Source organism: Rhizobium viscosum, from assembly GCF_014873945.1.
GTDB lineage: Bacteria > Pseudomonadota > Alphaproteobacteria > Rhizobiales > Rhizobiaceae > Rhizobium > Rhizobium viscosum.
Window position 1 is genome coordinate 2,433,415 of record NZ_JADBEC010000001.1, and the last position, 23,909, is coordinate 2,457,323.

At 59.7% G+C, this 23,909-nt stretch carries 21 protein-coding genes; 13 read left to right on the top strand and 8 right to left on the bottom strand.

The features are described 5' to 3' along the window. Nucleotides 1-200: 200 nt before the first annotated feature. From H4W29_RS12005 to H4W29_RS12015, 3 genes are all read right to left on the bottom strand, one after another. On the bottom strand, nucleotides 201-950 hold the full coding sequence (locus tag H4W29_RS12005) for a TerC family protein (RefSeq protein ID WP_192729103.1): 750 nt from the start codon (nucleotides 948-950) through the stop codon (nucleotides 201-203). Nucleotides 951-1,050: 100 nt separating this feature from the next. Further along, the gene (locus tag H4W29_RS12010; RefSeq protein ID WP_192729104.1) at nucleotides 1,051-1,890 is read right to left on the bottom strand and encodes an AraC family transcriptional regulator; all 840 of its coding nucleotides are present in this window, start codon (nucleotides 1,888-1,890) and stop codon (nucleotides 1,051-1,053) included. 105 nt (nucleotides 1,891-1,995) lie between these two features. Further along, entirely contained in the window at nucleotides 1,996-2,676 is a 681-nt protein-coding gene (locus H4W29_RS12015) for a TetR/AcrR family transcriptional regulator (RefSeq protein WP_192729105.1), read from the bottom strand. A 152-nt stretch (nucleotides 2,677-2,828) separates the two neighbouring features. On the opposite strand from H4W29_RS12015, the gene H4W29_RS12020 reads away from it, so the two are divergent. The 6 genes from H4W29_RS12020 to H4W29_RS12045 all read left to right on the top strand — a co-directional run bounded on the left by H4W29_RS12020 (nucleotide 2,829) and on the right by H4W29_RS12045 (nucleotide 10,578). Further along, nucleotides 2,829-4,037 carry an HlyD family secretion protein gene (locus tag H4W29_RS12020; RefSeq protein WP_192729106.1) on the top strand — a complete coding sequence of 403 codons (1,209 nt, stop codon included), beginning with the start codon at nucleotides 2,829-2,831 and terminating at the stop codon, nucleotides 4,035-4,037. A 22-nt stretch (nucleotides 4,038-4,059) separates the two neighbouring features. After that, a complete protein-coding gene (locus tag H4W29_RS12025; RefSeq protein WP_192729107.1) occupies nucleotides 4,060-5,661 on the top strand; it encodes a DHA2 family efflux MFS transporter permease subunit in 1,602 nt (533 codons plus the stop codon). A gap of 158 nt (nucleotides 5,662-5,819) precedes the next feature. Next, entirely contained in the window at nucleotides 5,820-6,845 is a 1,026-nt protein-coding gene (locus H4W29_RS12030) for a LacI family DNA-binding transcriptional regulator (RefSeq protein WP_192729108.1), read from the top strand. 21 nt (nucleotides 6,846-6,866) lie between these two features. Then, nucleotides 6,867-8,321: a xylulokinase gene (xylB, locus tag H4W29_RS12035; protein WP_192729109.1), complete on the top strand. Its 1,455-nt coding sequence runs from the start codon at nucleotides 6,867-6,869 to the stop codon at nucleotides 8,319-8,321. A 179-nt stretch (nucleotides 8,322-8,500) separates the two neighbouring features. Further along, entirely contained in the window at nucleotides 8,501-9,811 is a 1,311-nt protein-coding gene (gene xylA / locus H4W29_RS12040; protein ID WP_192729110.1) for a xylose isomerase, read from the top strand. Nucleotides 9,812-9,957: 146 nt separating this feature from the next. Then, complete coding sequence (locus tag H4W29_RS12045; RefSeq protein WP_192730722.1) at nucleotides 9,958-10,578, top strand: class I SAM-dependent methyltransferase; 621 nt, start codon at nucleotides 9,958-9,960, stop codon at nucleotides 10,576-10,578. Nucleotides 10,579-10,597: 19 nt separating this feature from the next. On the opposite strand, the gene H4W29_RS12050 is transcribed toward H4W29_RS12045, so the two are convergent. Next, on the bottom strand, nucleotides 10,598-10,984 hold the full coding sequence (locus tag H4W29_RS12050; protein WP_192729111.1) for an ester cyclase: 387 nt from the start codon (nucleotides 10,982-10,984) through the stop codon (nucleotides 10,598-10,600). Nucleotides 10,985-11,076: 92 nt separating this feature from the next. Further along, the gene (locus H4W29_RS12055) at nucleotides 11,077-12,108 is read right to left on the bottom strand and encodes a LacI family DNA-binding transcriptional regulator (protein WP_112544300.1); all 1,032 of its coding nucleotides are present in this window, start codon (nucleotides 12,106-12,108) and stop codon (nucleotides 11,077-11,079) included. Nucleotides 12,109-12,273: 165 nt separating this feature from the next. Here H4W29_RS12055 and H4W29_RS12060 point away from each other — a divergent pair, with 165 nt between their 5' ends. From H4W29_RS12060 to H4W29_RS12080, 5 genes are all read left to right on the top strand, one after another. Next, entirely contained in the window at nucleotides 12,274-13,800 is a 1,527-nt protein-coding gene (locus H4W29_RS12060; protein ID WP_184399073.1) for a sugar ABC transporter ATP-binding protein, read from the top strand. An 84-nt stretch (nucleotides 13,801-13,884) separates the two neighbouring features. Further along, nucleotides 13,885-14,889, top strand: coding sequence for an ABC transporter permease (locus H4W29_RS12065; protein WP_192729112.1), 1,005 nt, complete (start codon nucleotides 13,885-13,887; stop codon nucleotides 14,887-14,889). An 86-nt stretch (nucleotides 14,890-14,975) separates the two neighbouring features. Further along, complete coding sequence (locus H4W29_RS12070) at nucleotides 14,976-15,923, top strand: substrate-binding domain-containing protein (RefSeq protein ID WP_192729113.1); 948 nt, start codon at nucleotides 14,976-14,978, stop codon at nucleotides 15,921-15,923. Between the two features lie 248 nt (nucleotides 15,924-16,171). Further along, nucleotides 16,172-17,227 carry a sugar phosphate isomerase/epimerase family protein gene (locus H4W29_RS12075; protein WP_183748540.1) on the top strand — a complete coding sequence of 352 codons (1,056 nt, stop codon included), beginning with the start codon at nucleotides 16,172-16,174 and terminating at the stop codon, nucleotides 17,225-17,227. Nucleotides 17,228-17,254: 27 nt separating this feature from the next. Further along, nucleotides 17,255-18,442, top strand: a complete 1,188-nt coding sequence (locus H4W29_RS12080) for a Gfo/Idh/MocA family protein (protein ID WP_192729114.1) — start codon at nucleotides 17,255-17,257, stop codon at nucleotides 18,440-18,442. 80 nt (nucleotides 18,443-18,522) lie between these two features. On the opposite strand, the gene H4W29_RS12085 is transcribed toward H4W29_RS12080, so the two are convergent. Next, the gene (locus H4W29_RS12085; RefSeq protein WP_192729115.1) at nucleotides 18,523-18,930 is read right to left on the bottom strand and encodes a DoxX family protein; all 408 of its coding nucleotides are present in this window, start codon (nucleotides 18,928-18,930) and stop codon (nucleotides 18,523-18,525) included. A 241-nt stretch (nucleotides 18,931-19,171) separates the two neighbouring features. Here H4W29_RS12085 and H4W29_RS12090 point away from each other — a divergent pair, with 241 nt between their 5' ends. Further along, complete coding sequence (locus tag H4W29_RS12090) at nucleotides 19,172-20,545, top strand: GH1 family beta-glucosidase (protein WP_192729116.1); 1,374 nt, start codon at nucleotides 19,172-19,174, stop codon at nucleotides 20,543-20,545. A gap of 39 nt (nucleotides 20,546-20,584) precedes the next feature. Here the strand turns inward: H4W29_RS12090 and H4W29_RS12095 are convergent, their stop codons facing one another. Continuing rightward, complete coding sequence (locus H4W29_RS12095) at nucleotides 20,585-21,049, bottom strand: hypothetical protein (protein ID WP_192729117.1); 465 nt, start codon at nucleotides 21,047-21,049, stop codon at nucleotides 20,585-20,587. Then, on the bottom strand, nucleotides 21,046-21,516 hold the full coding sequence (locus H4W29_RS12100) for a MarR family winged helix-turn-helix transcriptional regulator (protein WP_192729118.1): 471 nt from the start codon (nucleotides 21,514-21,516) through the stop codon (nucleotides 21,046-21,048). Before H4W29_RS12100 ends, H4W29_RS12095 begins: the two co-directional genes overlap by 4 nt. Before the next feature lie 181 nt (nucleotides 21,517-21,697). Between H4W29_RS12100 and H4W29_RS12105 the strand changes: the two genes are divergently transcribed. Next, nucleotides 21,698-23,902, top strand: a complete 2,205-nt coding sequence (locus H4W29_RS12105; protein WP_192729119.1) for a bifunctional diguanylate cyclase/phosphodiesterase — start codon at nucleotides 21,698-21,700, stop codon at nucleotides 23,900-23,902. Nucleotides 23,903-23,909 lie beyond the last annotated feature (7 nt).

A 23,909-nucleotide genomic window follows, 5' to 3' on the forward strand; every position in this document is an offset into this window, starting at 1 on the left:
ATCCGCCGATTATCCTGATGGTTGCGCTTAGGCCATATTCAAAAGGGCGCGTCAAGAAAAACCGCTTCCAGTGAGCCTCTTCCGGCTCCCGGCGATGGCTTCGGATGGTCTGTTCCTCGAGGTGAGGCTGCCGATGCACAGACCTCCGCCTTGCCGAGCAAGGCGGAGGTAACGGTTGAGCCGCAGACGGACTGACGGCCTTAGTGGCCGCCTTCACGCTTTCGCCGGCGCGCGTTCCTCGCCAGCATATTCAGCATCTCGACGAGGGCCGAGAAGGCCATGGCGGCGTAGACGTAGCCCTTCGGCACGTGGAAGCCCATGCCGTCGGCGATCAGCGTCGTGCCGATCATCAGCAGGAAGGCGAGCGCCAGCATGACGATCGTCGGGTTACGCTCGATGAAGTTGGCGAGCGGTGTTGCTGCGACGAGCATGACCGTGACGGCGGCGATGACGGCGATGATCATGATCGGCAGATGCGGGGTCATGCCGACGGCGGTGATGATGCTGTCCACCGAGAAGACGAGGTCGAGCAGCAGGATCTGGCCGATCGCCGAGGCAAAGCTCGTGCCAGTCGCGCCTGCAATGAAATTCTCCTGATGATCCTCCGGATCGACATTGTGGTGAATTTCCTTGGTAGCCTTCCAGACGAGGAAGAGGCCGCCGGCAATCAGAATCAGGTCCTTCCAGGAGAAGCCGTGACCGAAAAGCTCGAAGAGAGGTTCGGTGAGCTGGACGATCCAGGCGACGGTGCCAAGGAGGGCGAGACGCATGATAAGGGCAAGGGCGATACCGGTCTTGCGGGCCCTTTCTCGATGCTCAGGCGGCAGCTTGTTGGTGAGGATGGAGATGAAGATGAGGTTGTCGATCCCGAGAACCACTTCCATCACCACGAGCGTGACAAGCGCCACCCAGGCAGCCGGGTCCTGAATGAGCGTCATGATATCCTGCATCGGCGTATTTCCCTCTTGCGTCACAGTAGGCGCGGACAATGTATCGATGCGGCCCTGTCGGGCAAGCACCGCAAGGGGGTATACGAAAATGATCAGGCTTTTATTCCTTGATCGGCAGCCAGATTTCCGTCACACCCATCCCCGTATATGGATCGAAGCGGTCATCGTAGCGTTCGAACATGTCGGGCATGCTGCCATGTTCGAGGCCGGAAGTCGGCCACCAGTTGCCGAAGATCAGGTCCATCGTGGCCGGTATGCCGGAAACATGACCGCGGTGGCAGAAGACGGCGTAGCGCTGGGCCGGTAGCTTCAGTGTCGCAAAGTCATCCGGCAGATCGTCGGCGTCGGACACTTCGGCCGCCGCCATATAGCGGAATCTCTCGGCCTCACCGTCGATATGGGTACAGATCCCGTAGGCGACATTGCCCTTCTGGTTGGGGATATGGCCGAAATGCTGATTGAACTTCTGCCAGAGCGAGGGGATTGCGGCATTGCCGCCATAGGCATAGGTTTCCTGAAGGCCGGCAAAAAGCATCGGCGGCAGGGTTTCGAAACGCGGTGGTTCGAGATCGGTAAGGTTTGCGGTTTTCATCCTTATAGGCTCCATCAAAGCGAGATTGCGAATGTGCCCCTGTTGTCGCACCGCTTCCGGTGTCATGCCGAACTGGTCGCGGAAGGCACGGGTGAAAGCCTCGTGCGAGCCGTAGCCTGCGCCGAGGGCAACCTCGAGAATGCTGGATGAGCCTGAGATGAGAGACAGCGCGGCGCCGCTCAAACGCCGCGCGCGGATATAGCCGCTGATCGAATGGCCGGTCACCAGACCAAAGACGCGCGAAAGATGGTAGCGCGACAATCCGGCGGCTTCGGCGATCTCATCAAGGCTTATATCGGTTTCGAAATGGCTCTCGATGAACCATATCGCCCGTCCGATGGCACTCATCTCTTCTCCCTTGGTTGCCACTTCATTCCTAGAGGAAATGCAGCGGCCGGATTTGATCGCTATTGCGCAAATCCGGCAGAAAACCAATCGGGGTCGGGATGGGGATCAGGCGGGGTCGTGCTTGCGCACGCCGTAGGCAGCCATGAAGACATGGATCGCGCCGCGGATGACGCGTTCGATCTCGTTGCGCGGCGGCGGGCCTTCCATGTTGCCGAAGAGACGCAGCTTGAAGAAGCTGCCGCTTGCGAGGTCGAGGAACTGGCCGGCGGCGAGATCGATATCGTCAATCTTCAATGTGCCGGCCTGAACATGCTTCTCCAGGAAGTCGTGCATGATGGTGCGCAGGTTCTGCGGCCCCTTGAAGAACCGCTGACAGAGAAGCGGCATCCGGTCGCGCACGCCGAGCACGGTGCGCATCGCGTCAATGACCTTGTCCTCCGTCATATGAGTGACGAAGGCCATCCCGAATTCGTACAGGCCGGCTTCGATATCATCATGTTCGGCAAGGACCATGCGTATGGCCGCGACGAAGGCAGCGCGCTCGGTCTCGACCATCGCATGGAAGAGTTCTTCCTTGTTGGCGAAGTAGACATAGAGCGTTCCCTTGGAAACGCCGGCCTCGCGGGTCACATCATTCATGCTGGCCGCATCGAAGCCCATTTTCAGGAACACGCGCCGGGCGCCGTCGAGGATCTGCTGGCGCTTGGCCGGATCCTCGCCCGCAGCAAAGCGGCCTCCCGGATTGGGTGGGCTCAATACGGCGGTATCCTCGGGCTTCAGTGTCATGTCTCCTTAACCGTCTTGGCGAATTCGTGTTTTCTTTTAAAGAAATCGAACCGATTGGTTCTATGCATCTTGATATGAAGTCAAAAACCCTTTATGTCAACTGAACCGAACCGTTCAGTTCGATTATTTTACTCCAGATCGGTAGCCTGTATATGTCGACAAACCAGAAAAGCAATGTCGCGCGCATCGTCAGCGAAAATGCCGGCGCCGAAGAGGTGAAAGCGGAAGCTGCAGCTCCCGCCGAAGCTCCGAAGGCCGAGGCACCGCAGACGGCTCCCGCGCAGTCTGCGCCTGCTGTCGCACCGGCTCCGTCTGCCCCGAAGAAGCGCCGCAGCTTCGTGCTGCCCGTCATCGTGCTCGCTTTTCTCGCCGGCGCCGGCTGGTATGGCTACGACTGGTGGACGAATGGCCGCTTCATGGTGTCGACCGACGATGCCTATATCGAGGGCGATATCGCGACGATCTCGCCGAAGGTCACCGGCTATGTCGCGAAGGTGAATGTTGTCGCCAACCAGGAAGTCAAGGCAGGCGATGTCCTCGCCACCCTTGATAAAGGCGACTACCAGAACGCCCTCGATCAGGCAAATGCCCAGATCGAAACCGAGCAACTGTCGCTCAGCCGCATCGACGCGCAGATCGAAGGCGCCAAGGCGAGCCTCGTGCAGGCTCAGGCCCAGAAGACTGCCCTCGAAGCCACTGTGCGCGGCGCGGAGATCAAGCAGAAGCGTCAGAGCGATCTGCAGGCGAAGTCGGTCGGCACCACCGCAGATCTCGATGATGCGAATACGGCTCTCGATCAGGCGAAGGCAAATCTTGCCGGTGGCGATGCCAACATCGTTTTCGCGCAGGCCAACATCACGATCCTCGAGGCTCAGCGCAAGGAAGCGGAAGGCTCTGTCCGCACGATGGAAATCCAGCGCGACAAGGCCGCCCGCGATCTCTCCTTCACCATTCTGAAGGCACCTTATGACGGCGTGGTCGGCAACCGTTCGGTTCAGGAAGGCGATCTCGTTTCGCCCGGTCAGCGGCTGATGGCGCTGGTGCCGACGCACCAGCTCTATATCGACGCCAACTTCAAGGAAACGCAGATCCAGCATCTGGTTCCGGGTTCGAAGGTCAACGTCCATGTCGATGCCTACAGCGACTATCCTGTCGTCGGCACTGTCGAATCCATCGCGCCTGCCTCTGGATCGGTCTTCTCGATGCTGCCGCCGGAGAATGCGACAGGTAACTTCACCAAGATCATCCAGCGGGTGCCGGTTCGCATCGCCCTGCCGCAGGATGCGCTTGATAGCGGTCGCCTGCGCGCCGGTCTCAGCGTTGTCGTCGACGTCGACACCCGCACAGCACCGGTGAAGTAAGCCCTAGGGCGGAGGTAGTCCCATGGCCGGGAGCGCGACAGCAACGGCAGGTTCGATCCCGGCAGCACCTGCGCATGCCGCCGATCGCATGGATCCCAAAAGGCTCATCGCTTTCTTCGCGATGGTGCTCGGCATGTTCATGTCGATCCTCGACATTCAGATCGTCTCCGCTTCGCTCGCCGAAATCCAGGCAGGCCTATCTGCCGGTACGGACGAAATCGGCTGGGTGCAAACGGCCTATCTGATCGCCGAAGTCATCATGATCCCGCTGTCGGGCACGCTGGCGCGCATCATCTCGACACGGTATCTCTTCGCAATCTCGGCTGCCGGTTTCACCATGGCGAGCGCCTTGGCCGCAACGGCGACGAACATCGACCAGATGATCGTCTACCGTGTCATTCAGGGCTTCATCGGCGGCGGCATGATCCCCTCGGTCTTCGCGGCCGCCTTCACGATCTTCCCGCCGTCGAAGCGTGCGATCGTCTCGCCGATCATTGGTCTCATCGCCACGCTGGCGCCGACCATAGGCCCGACTGTCGGCGGTTACCTGAGCCATGCCTTCTCCTGGCACTGGCTGTTCCTGGTCAATATCGTGCCCGGTATCATCGTCACGATCGTCACTTGGAATTTCATCGATTTCGACAAGCCGGAACTGTCGCTCTTCAAGAAGTTCGACTGGTACGGCCTGCTGTCTATGGGTGTTTTCCTTGGCGCACTGGAATATGTGCTGGAAGAAGGCAATTCGAACGACTGGTTCAACGATAGCTATATCGTCATGGGAGCCGTCGCATCGGTTGTCGCCGGCGTCGTCTTCTTCTATCGGGCCTTTACGGTGGAGTTCCCGGTGGTCGATTTGACGGCCTTCTCGAACCGAAACTTCTCCTTTGGCTCGGTTTTCTCCTTCGTTATGGGCATCGGCCTCTACGGTCTTACCTATATCTATCCTGTTTATCTCGGCCGCATCCGTGGTTACGATTCACAGATGATCGGCGAGACGATGTTCGTGTCGGGCCTCGCAATGTTCTTCACCGCGCCGATCGCCGGCCGGCTGTCGACCAAGCTCGACCTGCGTTTCATGATGGCGATCGGTTTCGTCAGCTTTGCGGCAGGCACCTATATCATGACGCATCTGACGCAGGACTGGGACTTCTACGAGCTGTTCATCCCGCAGATACTGCGCGGCTTCGGCCTGATGATGTGCATGGTGCCGATCAACAATATCGCGCTCGGCACCCTGTCGCCGCAGCGTATCCGAGGCGCCTCGGGTCTCTTCAACCTGACTCGTAACCTTGGCGGCGCCGTTGGCCTTGCTGTCATCAACACCGTGCTCACCACCCGGCAGGATGTGCATTACGAGCGGTTGCGCGAGAACGTTCATTGGGGCAATACGGCCGCAATCGACCAGATGAACAATATGACCGCCAATTTCAACAATTGGGGCCTCGATGGCGCTAACGTCGCGGTCAAGCAAATGGTCGGCCTTGCGACCAAGCAGGCAATGATCCTTTCCTTCAGCGACATATTCCTGATGCTGACTGTGCTTTTCCTGGCGATGGTCCTTGGCGTCTTCATGATCAAGAAACCCGCGCCGCAAGGCGGCGGGGGAGGCGGTGGCGGCCACTGACCTCCGGCCGTCACTGCAAGAAAGGCCCTCTTCGGAGGGCCTTTTTGTTTTTCTGCATAGGCGGTTTCGTTCCCTTCAACAGGGTGTTTTCCAGCTCACGCATTTTTTTGATTTACGTACATCAAATTTGGCGCTAATGGTCTCGTTCAGGAGGAGTGATGAGGCCAACCGTTCATGATATCGCCGCTGCGGCTGGCGTCAGTCTTGCGACTGTGGACCGGGTTCTGAACCAGCGGCCGGGCGTACGCCATGTGACGCGGGAAAAGGTCGAAACCGCGATCCGCGATCTCGGCTATGTGCGCGACGTGGCCGCTGCAAACCTGGCCAAAGGCCGCGTCTATCCGCTGACCTTCATCCTGCCCGCCAGCGACAACTCCTTCATGCATGGCCTGAATGCCGAAATCCGTGCGGCGATCGCGCGCTCGGTCGCCGAGCGTACGGATATCCGCATCGTCGAGGTGCCTGCCTTCGATCCGCAGGCCTTGGTGCGTGAGCTGGAAATGCTTGCGGCCGAAAAGCCCTCCGGTGTCGCGCTTGTCGCGACCGATGCGCCCGATGTGCGCGCCGCCGTCGATCGGTTGGTGAAAGATGGCATTCCTGTCGTTACGCTCGTCTCCGATCTGACAGGATCGCTGCGCCACCACTATGCCGGCGTCGACAATATTGCGGCAGGGCGCACCGCTGCGCGTCTGCTCGGGCGCTTCCTTGGCGGCGCCAAGGGCGAGATTGCCATTCTGGCCGGCTCCATGCTGGTACGCGATCATCGTGAACGTCTGGAGGGCTTCGCAGCCGTCATGGCTCAGGAGTTTCCGGCGCTGCATCTTTTGTCGGTTCTCGAAGGGCGGGACGACCCTGAAGTCGCCCACATGCTGATTGCTGATGCGCTTGCGAAGAACGACGGCATCATCGGCATTTACAGCCTCGGTGCCGGTAATCGTGGTCTGATCCGGGCGCTCAAGGAAAAGGCTGTCGACAGGGCGCTGACGGTGATTGCCCATGAATTGACGGCCCATACGCGCGCTGCCCTTCTCGACGGCACTATCGACGCAATCCTCAATCAGGATGCCGGCCATGAGGTGCGCAGCGCGATCCGTGTTCTCAAGGCAAAGGCGGACGGGCTTTCGGTCATCGATGCGCAGGAGCGCATTCGCCTCGACATATTCCTGAAAGACAATCTGCCGTAACGGCAAAGGGAGAAATACCACATGTATCTGGGTCTCGATCTCGGAACTTCGGGCGTCAAGGCGATGCTCATCGACGGTGATCAGAAGATCATCGGCTCGGCCAATGGTTCGCTCGACGTCTCGCGTTCGCATTCCGGCTGGTCCGAACAGGAGCCGGCCCATTGGGTCCGGGCCACGGAAGAGGCTGTTGCCGGCCTCAAGGCCAAACATCCGAAGGAGCTTGCTGCCGTCAAGGGTATCGGCCTCTCCGGCCAGATGCACGGCGCGACTCTGCTCGACGCCTCCGACAAGGTGCTGCGCCCCTGCATCCTCTGGAACGATACGCGCTCCTATGTCGAGGCTGCGGCACTCGACGCCGATCCGCGCTTCCGCAAGCTGACCGGCAATATCGTTTTTCCGGGCTTCACCGCACCGAAGCTTGCCTGGGTCGCCAAGAACGAGCCCGAGATCTTTGCCAGAGTCGCCAAGGTTCTGTTGCCGAAAGACTATCTGCGCCTCTGGCTTACGGGTGAACATATCTCTGAGATGTCCGACTCGGCCGGTACGTCCTGGCTCGATACCGGCAAGCGCGCATGGTCGTCGGAACTGCTGGCTGCGACCAATCTCGATGAAAAGCAGATGCCGACGCTTGTTGAGGGCACGGAGCAAGGCGGCAAGCTGCGCGGCGAGCTCGCTTCGGCCTGGGGCATTTCCGGCGATGTCGTCGTTGCCGGCGGGGCAGGGGACAATGCGGCTTCGGCTTGCGGTATGGGTACGGTCAGCGATGGCGCTGCCTTCGTTTCGCTTGGAACATCGGGTGTTCTCTTTGCCGCCAACGCTGCCTATCTGCCGAAGCCGGAAAGTGCTGTTCATGCTTTCTGCCATGCGCTGCCGAATACCTGGCACCAGATGGGCGTCATCCTCTCGGCGACCGATGCGCTGAATTGGCATTCGTCGGTTACCGGCAAGTCGGCCGCCGATCTCACCAGCGAACTCGGCGAAAGCCTGAAGGCGCCGAGCGGCGTCACCTTCCTTCCTTACCTCTCGGGCGAGCGCACGCCGCACAATGATGCGGTCATCCGCGGCGCCTTCATCGGCCTCGAGCACGAAAGCAGCCGTGCGGTGCTGACGCAGGCAGTGCTGGAAGGCGTCTCCTTCGCGATCCGCGACAATCTGGAAGCGCTGCGTTCGGCCGGCACTGATATTTCCCGTGTCACGGCGATCGGCGGCGGTTCGCGTTCCCGCTACTGGCTGGCCTCTATCGCGACTGCGCTCGGCGTTCCTGTCGACCTGCCGGCCGACGGCGATTTTGGCGCAGCCTTCGGTGCTGCCCGCCTTGGCCTGATTGCGGCAACGGGTGCCGATCCGGTTGCCGTCTGCACGCCGCCGGTGACCGCCGGGACGATCGAGCCGGTCGCTGCGCTGACCGGCGCCTATGAGGATGCCTACAAGCGCTACCGCTCCGTCTACCCGGCGATCAGGTCGCTGGCCCATTGAGAACTGCAGCCGGCAGCCCCTCATCCGCCTGCCGGCACCTTCTCCCCGATGGGGAGAAGAGACTCGTGGCACTGCCTCATGCCCTTCTCCCCTCGGGGAGAAGGTGGCCCGAAGGGTCGGATGAGGGGCGCGCACGGCACTGACGATAAGACTGAACGACAAACCCAAGGAGAACCCAAATGAGCACCGGATTTTTCGGCGACATCCAGAAAGTGAAGTACGAAGGCCCAGACAGCACCAATCCGCTGGCCTTCCGCTACTACCAGCCGGACGAAATCGTTCTCGGCAAGCGCATGGAAGACCATCTGCGCTTTGCAGTCGCCTACTGGCACACGTTCACCTGGCCGGGCGGCGATCCCTTCGGTGGCCAGACCTTCCTGCGTCCGTGGTTCGAAGACACGATGAAGGCTGCCAAGCTCAAGGCTGACGTTGCTTTCGAATTTTTCTCATTGCTCGGCGCCCCTTACTACTGCTTCCATGACGCTGACGTGCGTCCGGAAGGCAAGAACTTTGCCGAAAACACCAAGAACCTGAACGAGATCGTCGACTATTTCGCCGAAAAGCAGGCCGCCACCGGCACCAAGCTGCTCTGGGGCACTGCAAACCTCTTCTCCAATCGCCGCTACATGTCGGGGGCTGCGACCAACCCGGATCCGGATGTCTTTGCTTTCGCTGCTGCGACGGTCAAGACCTGCATCGACGCCACGCAGAAGCTCGGCGGCGAAAACTATGTTCTGTGGGGCGGCCGAGAAGGCTATGAAACCCTGCTCAACACCGATATCGGCCGCGAGCTCGACCAGCTCGGCCGCTTCCTCAACCTCGTTGTCGAGTACAAGCACAAGATTGGCTACAAGGGCACGATCCTCATCGAGCCGAAGCCGCAGGAGCCAACCAAGCACCAGTACGACTATGACGTCGCGACGGTCTACGGCTTCCTCAAGAAGCACGGCCTCGAAAACGAAGTGAAGCTCAACATCGAGCAGGGCCATGCGATCCTCGCCGGCCATTCCTTCGAGCATGAGCTGGCGCTCGCAAATGCGCTCGGCATCTTCGGCTCGATCGACATGAACCGCAACGACTACCAGTCCGGTTGGGATACCGACCAGTTCCCGAACAACGTTCCGGAAATGGCTCTGGCCTATTACTACGTTCTGGCGGGCGGCGGCTTCAAGACGGGCGGTACCAACTTCGATTCGAAGCTGCGCCGTCAATCGCTTGATCCGGCAGACCTGCTGATCGGCCATATCGGCGGCATGGATTGCTGCGCCCGCGGCCTGAAGGCTGCTGCCAAGATGCTCGAAGACAAGGCTCTGTCGCAGCCGCTCGCAGACCGCTATGCCGGCTGGAATTCGGCTGAAGGCCAGAAGCTCTTCCGCGGCGAATATTCGCTGGAAGAGATCACCACTTGGGTCGAAGGCAAGGACGTCAATCCGCAGCCGAAGTCCGGCAAGCAGGAGCTGCTCGAGAACATCGTCAACCGCTACGTCTGATTGGTGGTTGGACTTTTTGAGGAGCCGGGGAGCGAAAGCTTCCCGGCTCTTTCGTTTGCGAAGGTGAATGCGGCTCATTGTGCTGGTCGGTCCCATAGAAATCTGGCATGCATCAGCGGCGATGACGAAAATGGTTGGAGCGCTTCATGTCTGACGATCGTAGGCTGCATTGGGAAAACGTCTATTCGACCAAGGGCGAGGCCGATGTCAGCTGGTTTCAGGAAAGCCCAGCACCCTCTCTAGACCTGATCCATCTCGTTCAAGCAAAGCAATCAGATGCCATCGTTGATGTGGGCGGCGGAGCTTCAAGGCTCGTCGACAGCTTTCTTGCCGAAGGGTTGGACCATGTGACCGTAGTCGATCTCTCGGCGGCCGCGCTCGACAAGGCGCGAAAGCGGCTTGGCGCCAAAGGCGATCGGGTGACCTGGATTGCTGGTGACGCGACCCAGTGGGAGCCACCGGAGGCCTATGACATCTGGCACGACCGTGCGGCCTTTCATTTTCTAACCGACGCGGTCGAGCAAGCGGCCTATATCGAGCGGTTGAAACGCGCGCTGAAGATCGGCGGGCATCTGATCATGGGAACTTTCGCCCTTGATGGACCGGAAAAGTGCAGCGGTCTGCCGGTTGCGCGACACAGCGCCGAGAGCCTCGCAAGTTTACTGGGCGCTGGTTTTAAACTGATCGATAGCCGCCGCCATGATCATTCGACACCTTGGGACAGTGTGCAGAGATTCCAGTTCAGCACGTTCCAGCGGGTCGCATAACCCGCGAAACCCGATAGCTTCAAAGCTGCGCTTCGATGGCGGCCTTGTCTATGACGGACCAGACGTTTTGGATTTTTCCATCCAAAAACTCGTAGAAGACATTTTCGGCGAACTGCACCTTCCTGCCGTTGACCGGGAAGCCAAAAAGCTCTCCCTTCGGTGTACAGTCGAATTGCAAGCGGCTCGCCACGCGCGGCGGCTCGCAGATCAGCAGCTGGATATCGAAGAGGAGATCGGGGATGGCGCGAAAGTCGCCTTCGAGCATCTCACGATAGCCGGACAAGCCGATGCGCGTGCTATTGTAACGAACGTCCTCGTGGACGAAATTTCCGAGATTGGCCCAATCCTGGCCATTCAGGCAGGCAATATAGCCTTGGTATCTGTCGGCCAGTTGATCTTGCGTCATCTCGTTTGCCTCGCCTAACGAAAGGGTCCGTTGTCAACTTAGAACGGCGTGGCGTTCGGGCAATGGCAGATCGAGGGCTTCAAGCTTCGAGGCTAGCGCTTCTGCCAGTTGCGTGGCGGTGCGGAGACGGAATTGCGCACCACGAGATCCGGCCGCAGCAAGATCTCTTTCTCGGCGGGACGGCCGTCACCCAGCAGTTCCAGGAGCAGTGCCATGGCCTGTTTGCCGATTGCCGTGCGCGGCTGGCGGATGGTGGTCAGCGACGGGCTCATGAAGACGGCTTGCGGCACGTCGTCGAAGCCGGTGACCGAAAAATCCTGCGGGATATTGTAGCCGCGGGCGTTCAAGCCGATCATGACGCCGATCGCTGTCTGGTCGTTGACGCACATGAAGGCGGTCGGCAGTGTGTCGCGCATGAAAAGCTGCTCAACAGCATGGCGGCCGCTTTCGATCGTGCCATCGCCTTCCAGCACAATACGCGTGTCTTTCGGCACGCCGGCAGCGTCCAGGCCCGCGTCATAGCCCTGCCGGCGGCGGCTGTAGGCAAGGCGGGTGCGGGAATCGCCGATGAAGGCGATCTTGCGGTGACCTTCCGCCAGAAGCAGGTCGACGGCTTTCCTTGCACCCTCAATGTCGTCGACGCCGACATAGGGGATGCCACCATTGAAGACGGGTTCGAAGACGCCGACGCTCGGCGGTAGCTGCGCCGTAACCATCTGATGGCCGAACGGCAATATACCGGTAAAGAGGATCAGGCCGGCCGCCTGGTTCGAATTGAAAAATTTCAGATATTCCAGGCCGCGCTGGGCATCATTCTGCGTATGGCCGATCAGGACACCGTAGCCATGGGCCCGCGCCTCGTTTTCCAGGCCGATGAGGATGTTGGAAAAGTTGGGGTCGCCGATATCGGGCGCCACCACAAGGATCATGTTGGAGCGACCGAGCCGCAGGCTGCGCGCCATGGCATTGGTCGTGTAGCCGGTGATGGCAATCGCCTGATTGACCTTCAGGCGCGTGGAATTGGCCACCTTTTCGGGCATGTGGATCGCCCGCGATACCGTCGCGATGGAAACCTCGGCGATCCGGGCGACGTCTTCGATTGTAGCGGGCGTGGAATTCGACACGTGGTCTGCCTTGGGCTGTCTTCGCCGCACACTACACAGACTTATCGAGAGGTCAAAGTCGCCGCACAACAGATCTGTGTAAATCCACGATGTAAACCTTTACATGGCTGATGTAAAGGTTTACATATGCCCAACATAAGCGGATGGGAGCCGCAGGAGGAAATCATGACCGTGGATACCGCAGAGACTGCACCGGTGGTGTTGTCCGCCAGGCGCATTTGCAAGTCTTTCAGCGGCGTGCAGGTTCTCTTCAGTGTCAACTTCGATCTCCGCGCCGGTGAAATCCATGCGCTAATGGGCGAAAATGGCGCCGGAAAATCCACTCTCGTCAAGATTCTCTCCGGCTTCGAGCAGCCAACCTCCGGCGAGATCCTGCTCGACGGCGAGCCAGTGGTGCTGCCTCCGAACGGCGCAGCCGAAGCGCTCGGCATTGTCATTATTCATCAGGAATTCAATCTGGCCGAACATCTGACGGTCACCGAGAGCCTGTTCCTCGGTCGCGAGGTCACGCATTTCGGGGTGCTCGACCGCAAATACATGCGCTCGGAGACGCGTCGCGTGTTGGATGTACTCGGTTCGCATGTCGACGAGAACGCGATGATCAGTTCGCTGTCGATCGCCGACAAGCAGATGGTCGAGATTGCCAAGGCAATCAGCCGCGATGCCCGCGTTGTCTTCATGGATGAGCCGACCGCCGTTTTGTCGCGCGAGGAAATCAACATGCTCTTCAAGCAGGTGCGTAAGCTGCGCGATCAGGGCACCAGTTTCGTCTTCGTTTCCCACAAGCTTGACGAGGTCATGGAACTGACCGACAGGGTCACAGTCCTTCGCGATGGCCAGTGGGTGAAGACGGCTCCGACCTCCATGCTGGATGGTGAATCCATTGCGCAGCTCATGGTCGGCCGCGAGCTTTCAAGCCTCTATCCGGCCAAGGTCGAGCCCAATGTCGACGAGGAAGTCGTGCTTCGCGTCAGTTCGGTTTCGACCGGCTACGTGCAGGATGCGAGCTTCGAAGTGCGTAAGGGCGAGGTGATCGGATTTTCCGGACTTATCGGTTCGGGTCGTACCGAGCTGATGGAGGCGATCGCCGGCCTGCGTTCGCGCCTTTCCGGCGAGGTCGTCATCCACGGCGAAAGCGTGTCTTCGGGTGATGCGCGTGCCGCCAATCGCGCCGGCCTTGCCTATATGACCAAGGACCGCAAGTCCAAAGGGCTGCTGCTTGGTTCGGGCATGATCGCCAACCTGACGCTGCAATCGCTCGAACGCCATGTCAGCCATGGTTATCTGAGCCCGAACAGCGAAGCGGCAGCGCTTGCCAAGGCCAAGCGGCGCTTCGACATCCGCGTACGAGACGGCAATATCATTGCCGGCCGCATGTCGGGTGGCAACCAGCAGAAGCTGCTTCTCGCCAAGGTCATGGAGACCGAGCCGCAGATCATCATCATCGACGAGCCGACGCGCGGCATCGATGTCGGCACCAAGCAGCAGATCTATCATTTCATTTCGGCGCTCGCCCGCGACGGGCGGTCGATTATCGTCGTGTCCTCGGAAATGCCTGAAGTCATCGGGCTTTGCACGCGGGTTGCCGTGATGCGCGAAGGCCGGATCGTCGGCATCCTCGAAGGCGATGAAATTTCCGAGCAGGAAATCATGCGTTACGCCGCGGGGCTGAAGCGTCAAGCGGCTGCCTGATGCCGGCGAGGCGCGACGCGAGCGGACCGCGCGCGAGACAAACAGGATGCCCAGCAATCATGGGACGGGAGGTTGGTTTTGGACATGAGTGTTAACGAGGAGACCAGGGAGATCCGGCGCAGATCCTGGCGTGACGTCGATCTGCGCGCGGTTGCCCCCTTCGCCGCACTGGCCTTGCTCCTCATCGTGGGCGCACTGGTCAATCCGAATTTCATCGGCATCACCAATCTTACGAACGTTGCAACGCGTTGTGCCTTCATCGCCATCATCGCTGTTGGTGCGACCTTCGTGATCTCGGCAGGTGACCTCGACCTTTCTGTGGGCTCCATGGTGGCCTTCGTCGCGAGCCTGATGATCCTGCTCATCAATTCCGGCGTCATTGCCGATCCGGTGCTGATGCTGACTACTGCCGTCGTCTTCGCCGTGGTCGCCGGTGCGCTTTGCGGTCTCGCAAACGGCCTCATCACGACGGTCGGCAAGATCGAGCCCTTCATCGCCACGCTCGGTACGATGGGCATCTATCGCGGTCTGACGACGTGGCTGTCGCAGGGTGGAGCAATCACGTTGCGTTCGGCTGATATTCAGACGCTTTATCGGCCAGCCTATTTCGGCAGTATCCTCGGTGTCCCGGTACCGATCGTCGTTATCCTTGTCGTCACCGCCATTGCGGCTTTCATTCTCTATCGCACGCGCTATGGCCGTCATGTCGTGGCTGTCGGTTCGAACAGCGATGTTGCCCGCTATTCCGGCATTGCGGTCAACCGGGTGCGCACAATCGCCTTCGTTATCCAGGGGCTCTGCGTGGCGATCGCCGTGTTGCTCTATGTGCCGCGTCTCGGCTCGACTTCGGCAACGACGGGCATTCTGTGGGAGCTGCAGGCCATCACGGCTGTCGTGGTGGGTGGTACGGCGCTGAAGGGTGGTGCCGGCCGGGTATGGGGCACGATCTGCGGCGCCTTCATTCTCGAGCTCGTCGGCAACATCATGCTGCTTTCGAATTTCATCAGCGAATACCTGATCGGCGCGATCCAAGGCGCGATCATCATCATCGCCATGCTGGTGCAGCGGTCGCTGGTGCGCAAATCGTAGGGCAAGCCTGCTTCTCGGATTGGCCGGGTTATCCAGGGCACCCGGCCCGGATTGAATAAGTCCCTGATATTTTGGGAGGAAATAGCATGCGCAAGCTCATGTTGGGTCTGGCGGTTGCGGGGGTGGCTTTTGCCGGCGCAGCCTACGCCCAGGACAAGAATTACACGATCGGCGTGTCCATTCCGGCCGCCGACCATGGCTGGACGTCGGGCGTCGTATTTCACGCCGAGCGCATTGCCAAGAAGCTGATGGCCGAACATCCGGGCCTGAACGTCATCGTCAAGACCTCGCCGGATGCCGCAACGCAGGCAAACGCCGTGCAGGACCTCGATACGCAGGGCATCGATGCGCTCGTCATCCTGCCGTCGGATCCGGATCCGCTGGTCAACGCCATCAAGGAAGTCAAGGGCAAGGGCAAGTTCGTCGCGCTCGTTGACCGCGCGCCGTCGAACAACGACAATTCCGTGCGTGACCTCTATGTCGCCGGCAACAATCCGGCACTCGGCGAAGTCGCCGGCAAGTACATTGCCGAAAAGACCCCGGAAGCCGAGGTCGTTATCATCCGCGGCCTGCCGATCCCGATCGACCAGCAGCGCCAGGACGGCTTTGACAAGGGCATTGCAGGCTCCAAGGTCAAGGTTCTCGACCGCCAGTACGGCAACTGGAACCGCGACGATGCCTTCAAGGTCATGCAGGACTATCTGACCAAGTATCCGAAGATCGACGTTGTATGGTGCCAGGATGACGACATGGCTGTCGGCGTTCTTCAGGCCATCGAGCAGGCCAAGCGCACCGACATTCAGTATGTCGTTGCCGGCGCCGGCTCCAAGGACATGATCAAGAAGGTCATGGACGGCGACAAGCTGATCCCGGTCGACGTTCTCTATCCGCCGGCAATGGTCGGCACCGCAATGGAGCTGACGGCTGCTGCGCTCTACGATCAGGTTCCGGTTCACGGCAACTACATCCTCGACGCAACGCTCGTCACCAAGGAGAATGCCAAGAACTTCTACTTCCCGGATTCTCCGTTCTGATCTTGCTTTCATGCATGCGCCCATTCGAAAGGATGGGCGCATTTTTCATGCCTTCACGCAAGTTGAAGCCAAAATGCGGCACGTACCTCTTGCTGTTCCGCGGCGAGCGTGATTAGGTCCAGACCGCGTTGATTTTCGGCTTACCCGCTAAATCCTTCGCATTGGCGGGGAGGCGCCTTTTCTTTACCGAACGGCGCGCTAAGATTTATCGGAAACGTTTACGATCGATATTCAGGGAGGAAACTGACATGAAGACGATCAAGGGACCCGGCCTGTTCCTCGGGCAGTTCGCAGGCGATACTGCGCCTTTCAATTCCTGGGACGCGATCACCAAATGGGCGGCCGATATCGGCTACAAGGGCGTGCAGGTTCCGACCTGGGCAAGCCAGCTCATCGACCTCAAGAAGGCGGCGACGTCCAAGGATTATTGTGACGAGTTCGCAGGCAAGGCGCGTGAAAACGGCGTCGAGGTTACCGAACTTTCTACCCACCTGCAGGGCCAGCTCGTTGCCGTTCACCCCGCCTATGACGAAGCCTTCGACGGTTTTGCAGCACCCGAAGTGCGCGGCAATCCGAAGGCCCGTCAGGAATGGGCGGTGCAGCAGGTCAAGTATGCGCTGACCGCATCCAAGCACCTCGGCCTCAAGGCGCACGCGACCTTCTCGGGCGCACTTGCCTGGCCGTTCATCTATCCCTGGCCGCAGCGTCCGGCCGGTCTCGTAGAGACCGCTTTCGACGAACTTGCCCGCCGCTGGAAGCCGATCCTCGATCATGCCGATGAAAACGGCATCGACGTCTGCTACGAAATCCATCCGGGCGAAGACCTGCACGACGGCATCACTTACGAGATGTTCCTGGAGCGGGTCGGCAACCATCCGCGCGCCAACATGCTCTACGACCCTTCGCACTACATTCTGCAGTGCCTCGATTACCTCGACAACATCGACATCTACAAAGACCGGATCAAGATGTTCCACGTCAAGGATGCCGAGTTCAACCCCACCGGACGCCAGGGCGTTTACGGCGGCTATCAGGGCTGGGTCGAGCGCGCCGGCCGCTTCCGTTCGCTGGGCGACGGCCAGGTCGATTTCGGCGCCGTCTTCTCGAAGATGACTGCCAATAATTTCGACGGCTGGGCCGTGGTCGAGTGGGAATGCGCGCTGAAGCATCCGGAAGACGGTGCGCGTGAAGGCGCCGAATTCGTCGCGGCGCACATCATCCGCGTCACCGAAAAGGCCTTCGACGATTTCGCTGCCGGCGGCACCGATCAGGCGGCCAACCGGCGCATGCTGGGTCTGTCGTAAGCGGATCAGGATTTCGAGGAGAATATCATGGCAATCGAAGCATCATCCGAACAGACCCGCGAGCCGCGCATCCGGCTCGGCATGGTCGGCGGCGGGGCAGGGGCCTTCATCGGCGCTGTTCACCGCATCGCCGCACGTATCGACGACCAGTATGATCTGATCGCCGGCGCGCTGTCGTCGACACCGGAAAAGGCTGTTCAGTCCGGTCGCGATCTCGGTCTCGATCCGTCGCGCACCTATTCCAGCTACCGGGAAATGGCGATCCGCGAGGCGAAGCTGAAGAATGGCATCGAAGCCGTTTCCATCGTGACGCCGAACCACGTGCATTATGACGCCGCCAAGGAATTCCTGCGCCGCGGCATTCATGTCATCTGCGACAAGCCGCTTACTTCGAACCTTGCCGATGCCAAGAAACTGAAGAAGGTTGCCGACGAGAGCGGCGCACTCTTCATCCTGACGCATAACTATACCGGCTATCCGATGGTGCGTCAGGCGCGCGAGATGATTGCCAATGGCGAACTCGGCGATATCCGTATTGTTCAGGCTGAATATCCGCAGGACTGGTTGACCGAAGCGATCGAACAGTCCGGCCAGAAGCAGGCTGCATGGCGCACCGACCCGGCCCAGTCCGGCGTCGGCGGCTCGACCGGCGATATCGGCACGCATGCCTATAACCTGGCGTCCTTTATCACGGGTCTCGAACTCGACAGCCTTGCTGCCGATCTCGACAGCTTCGTGCCGGGCCGCCGTCTCGACGACAACGCCCATGTGATGCTGCGCTTCAAAGCCAAGGGTTCGGAAAAGCCCGCAAAGGGCATGCTCTGGTGCAGCCAGGTGGCGCCGGGTCATGAGAACGGTCTCAAGGTGCGCGTTTACGGAACCAAGGGTGGTATCGAATGGGTTCAGGCCGATCCGAACTATCTCTGGTACACGCCGTTCGGTGAATCCAAGCGGCTGATCACCCGCAATGGTGCCGGCTCCGGTGCTGCCGCAGCGCGCGTCTCACGCATCCCGTCCGGTCATCCGGAAGGTTATCTCGAAGCCTTCGCGACGATCTATACGGAAGCCGCACATGCCATCAATGCCCACAAGAAGGGCAAGGCCGTCGACAAGGCCGTGGTCTATCCGACCGTCGATGATGGCGTTAAGGGCGTGGCCTTCGTCGAGGCTTGCGTCGCCTCCTCGAAGCGCAACGGCGCCTGGGTCAAGGTTTGATATTCTGCACCAACCAAGTGCGTGACATAAAGAGCGCCGGGGCGGTTCGATATCGCCCCGGCGCTTGCGTTTTGCGGTGATCAGGCAGTAACCTCACCGCGGCCGCGCTTCAACAGGTTATCGACGCTGAAGGGGCCGGCGCCGGCGGCGACCAGATAAAGGAAGACGAAGCAGAACAGGATCGCCGCGACGCCGCCGTTCTGTGCCGGGAAGAAGCTCTTCGATGCATGGCCGATGAAATAGGCAAAGGCCATCAAGCCGGAAAGCACGAAGGCTGCGATGCGGGTCTGGAAGCCGATCAGCACCAGAAAGCCGAGCGTGAGTTCGATGAGGCCGGCGACCCAGGACAGCGAGCCGACGGGCGGCACGCTTGCCGCAGCCGGGAAAAGCAGGATCTTCTGCGTTCCATAGCTGAAAAGCACGAGGGACGAGACGATGCGCAGCAGGCTCAGGAGATGCGGCTGCAGCAGATGGATCGAAGAGAGCATTCGTTTCCTTTCATATTGTGATGCCCTTTTCCGTGTAAGGATCAGGGTTGCGACGGCAAATCACGACTGCTGACATTGGCGTTACGACATCCGGAAGAGTGGCTTGCGACAGCCTTGCTGTTCCGTCGTTTTTCTTCCTGTAACGTTGCAGTTTTTCGTGCTGCCGGCCTGTACTTTGGACGTGGGCTTGGCTAAACCCCGGACAAACGGTCAGTCCACAACTGAGAGATGGGATTTAGAGATGATCGATCCGAAAACGCTTGCCGACCGCTTCCCTGGTGATTTCACCTTCGGTGTTGCCACCGCCGCCTTCCAGATCGAAGGCGCCAGCAAGGCCGATGGCCGCAAGCCGTCCATCTGGGACGCCTTCTGCAACATGCCCGGCCGCGTCCATAACCGTGATAACGGCGATGTCGCCTGCGACCACTATAACCGGCTGGAGGAGGACCTCGATCTCATCAAGGAGATGGGCGTCGATGCCTATCGTTTCTCGATTGCCTGGCCGCGCATCATCCCCGACGGCACAGGCCCGGTGAACGAGGCCGGCCTCGATTTCTACGATCGTCTCGTCGACGGCTGCAAGGCACGTGGCATCAAGACCTTCGCGACGCTTTATCACTGGGACCTGCCTCTGCTGCTCGCCGGTGACGGTGGCTGGACGGCGCGTTCGACGGCCTATGCCTATCAGCGTTATGCCAATACGGTCATGAGCCGCCTCGGCGACCGTCTCGACAGCGTCGCCACCTTCAATGAGCCGTGGTGCATCGTCTGGCTCAGTCACCTCTACGGTATTCACGCGCCGGGCGAGCGCAACATGCAGGCCGCCCTGCATGCCATGCATTACATGAACCTGGCGCATGGTCTCGGCGTCGAAGCGATCCGTTCGGAAGCGCCGAATGTGCCTGTCGGTCTGGTGCTCAATGCTTCCTCGATCATTCCGGGCTCTGATAGCGCGGCTGATCTTGCTGCCGGCGAGCGCGCGCATCAGTTCCACAACTGTGCCTTCTTCGATCCGGTCTTCAAGGGCGAGTATCCCAAGGAATTCGTCGAGGCGCTTGGCGACCGCATGCCTATCATCGAGGATGGTGATCTCAAGATCATCAATCAGAAGCTGGATTGGTGGGGCTTGAACTATTACAAGCCGGAGCGCGTTGCGGACGATGCGAGCCGGAAGGGCGATTTCCCCTGGACGGTGGAAGCGCCTCCCGCCAGCGACGTGAAGACGGATATTGGCTGGGAAGTCTATTCGCCAGGCCTCAAGCTGCTCGTTGAGGATCTCTACCGCCGCTACGACCTGCCGGAATGCTATATCACCGAGAACGGCGCCTGCGATAACACCGATGTCGTCAACGGCGAGGTGGATGACGTGATGCGTCTGGACTATGTCAGCGATCACCTGAACGTCGTCGCCGACCTCATCAAGGATGGCTATCCGATGCGCGGCTACTTTGCCTGGAGCCTGATGGATAATTTCGAGTGGGCAGAAGGCTATCGCATGCGTTTCGGCCTCGTTCATGTCGATTATGGAACACAGGTTCGTACGGTCAAGAAGAGCGGCAAGTGGTATCGCGAGCTCGCCAGCCAGTTCCCGAAGGGCAATCACAAGGCCGTCTGAGGCCAGGCATTTTCGGCAGGGCATTCGTGCCCTGCCGTTTCAGGTCGTATTCAATGTCTTTGCCGCTGCGAGACGTTTCCCTCTCGTCAGTTTCCGCCCGTCGCGGAAGTTGAGGGTGAGCAGCGAAAGCTGGACGAAGCCGGCGAGCACTTCCAGTACCTGCATCGCGTAGAAAAGACCGTCGAAGCGGCCAGTCGCTGCACGCAAGTAAAGCAGGATTGCCAGCGGCAGCAGGATCAGCAGGCCGTTTGCAGCGATGATCTTCATTCGCCTGCGCTTCCTTTCGATAGCCGGCGAATGACGGCTGCCGGCGAGCGAAAAACCGCTGCCGCCAGTGATTGCGAGCGCGGGGATCAGCAGACAGAGGCCGCTCAGAATCGCTTTCTTGACGACAAGCACGGCCGCCTCATTCAGAAGAAGTTCGGAAATCATGGTCGCGGTCAGAAAACCCGCAATGAGGAACATGGCAACGGTGCCTGCGCTGGCGTGAATGATCGTTCTCATGTCTGTTCCTCACCTTTTGCCGTGTCCAGCGCGAGCCGTTGATCGAACCTGTTCAGGAGATGGAGCGCCGCCTTCAGTTCCGATGCGTCCAGTCCATCGGCGAGGGCGTTGGCCCAGCCGGTGTGAAGGGCGGTTATCCGGGCGTAGCTTTCGGCGCCTTGTTCTGTCAGCACATAGAAGGGCGAGCGCTGATGGCGCGGGTTGGGCCGCTTTTCGATGAAGCCGTCTTCCTCGAGCTTGTTCACCTGCTTTTGGGCGCCCTGCCGGGTCATGCCCATCATCTCTGCAATCCCGGGCACCGTGATATGACCTGGGGACAGCGAAATTGCTCCGAGTACCTGCCAGCGGGCACTGGTGAGGTTCAGCGATGCGCCCAGCCGGTCGCCGCCATCCAGCAGTCGTCCGTTGATGCGGAAGACCATCAGCATAATGTCCGTCAGCAGATCGGCTTCGATTTTGCGCTTCAAAATTCGCGATTCTCCGTTTCCAATAATGGTAACTAGTTACCATTATTGGAAACTAGTTGTCAATCTGCGACAACATACGGTATTCAGGTAAATCCTGAGCCGAATTCTCGATAGTTCCCATGATCTTAAGCGTTTCTTGACCGTTGACTGCGAAGATTTCTTGAACGGGGAGTTGTATGAGTTGCCTGCAGTCTTGAGGTCAAAAAGCAATGGATCGGGTTTAGGCCGCCATACCACGGTTACTGGCGTGCTTTTTTCCTTTGCGGTCATTGTTGCTGTTGTCACCATCATGGTTTTGACGGCGCTGGAGCGCGTCTCCGAAAATGCTAATGTGCTCGATGACGAGCGCTCCCGCGAAACCACTGTCGGCGCACTCAAGACCTTCGAAGATCAGCTTGCCGCGACGCTTGACGACTACGCCGCCTGGGATGATGCGGCTGCCAATGTCTACGCACCGGAGGGCATGGCGTGGACGATCAGCAATTACGGCGAGATGTCCCTCAACAGCCCTCTCTTCGACATGGCTATCGTCATTGATGACCAGAAGAAAACCGTCATGGCCTATCAGGACGGTTTGCCAATGCAGATGCCGGTCAGTGATTTCTTCTCCCCATCGCTTTGGCGGCTTCTGGACAAGGTTCGCGAGCCTGATGCCGGCGAGAAACCGGAAGCCACTGGTTTCATCAAGACCGCCAGAGGCATTGCCGCCGTCGGTATCGCGCTTGTGCGACAGAAGTCGGGTGAGCTTGATATGCCTGCCGGTCAACATCGCTATCTGATTTTCGCCAGGCATCTCGATGATGCAAAAATATCTGCCCTTGGCACCACTTACGTACTGAATGGATTGCGGCTGGTGCCTGCGGATTTTGCCTCGGCATATTCGGTGGAGGTTGCAGACCCTGCTCGCGCGGTTCTCGGCAAGCTTGTCTGGGTGTCGCGTTCGCCAGGCGATATCGGTTATGCGCAGGTAAGGCCCATGGTCATCCAGGCGCTTGGTCTTGTCGGCCTGTTCTTCGTCGTCCTCCTCATCATCGGCTGGCTGGCCGGGCAGCGCCTGAAGGCAGAGGAAAACAATGCACGCGAAGAAGCACTTCGCGATCGCCTGAGTGGCCTTTCCAACCGCGATGGCCTGGGGCTTGCCGTCGACAGTTTTGTTGCGGAAGCACGGCAAACGAAACGGAACGTCCTGCTGCTCTATCTCGATCTCGACGGCTTCAAGGAAGTCAACGACAGCTATGGGCACGGCACCGGCGACCAGCTGATCCGCGCGGTTGCGGCAGGACTGGACGTGCTGATCCCTGATGATGCGGTGCTCGCGCGCATCGGCGGTGATGAGTTTGCAATCGCTTTCCTTTCGGATGCGGAGAATGCGGCCGCGTTGCAGCTTGCGGAGCAAATCCTCGATTTCCTTGCCGAGCCGCTCGAAGTCGGCCGTCGTATCGTCGTGGTCGGCGCCAGTATCGGCATTGCCATGTCGTCGCTCGGTTCGATCGGTAGGGAGGAATTGGTACGTCGCGCCGACCTTGCCATGTACAAGGCGAAGGAAGCTGGCCGCGCCCGCATGACGCTCTATGATCCGGCCATGGATACCGATCGCGCACAGCGTAACGCGCTGGAACTCGATCTGCGCATGGCGATCGAAAGCGGCGATCTCACGCTTGCGTATCAGCCACTCGTCGATGCCGCGACGCATGAAATGAATGGCGTGGAGGCGCTAGTGCGCTGGAACCGGCCGGGCCACGGCCCGGTTTCGCCTGAGGTTTTCATTCCGATCGCCGAGACCAGTGGACTTATCGAATCCCTCGGTCTTTTCGTACTGCGCAAGGCCTGCGAAACAGCAAAGCAATGGCCGGAGCTGAAAATCTCGGTCAACGTTTCACCGGGCCAGTTCCGCAATCCCGCCTTCACCGATTATGTTCGCTATGTGCTGAAGCAAACGGAGATCGAGGCGAGTCGCGTCACGCTGGAAATCACCGAAGGTTACATGATCCAAAATCCGCAGCGTACACGCCAATCGATCGAACGATTGAAGTCGCTCGGCGTCAAGGTGGCGCTCGACGACTTCGGCTCCGGCTTCTCTTCGATCGGCTACCTGCGTCAGTTCGGCTTCGACCGCATCAAGATCGACCGCTCGCTCGTGACAGATATCACCACCGACAGCCGGCAGCGGGAGATGCTGCAGGCGACCGTGGCGCTCGCGCGCGCACTCGATATTCCCGTCACGGCTGAGGGCATTGAGACGGAGGAGCAGGCGATCGCTCTGCGTCTCTTCGGCTGTGACTGTCTGCAAGGCTATTTCTTCGGCAAGCCGATGGTGGCCGATCAGATCAACGACCTGTTGCAGGAGCGGCGCGAAGCCCGAGTGCTGCGCCGGATTGCCGGCTGAAACGGCG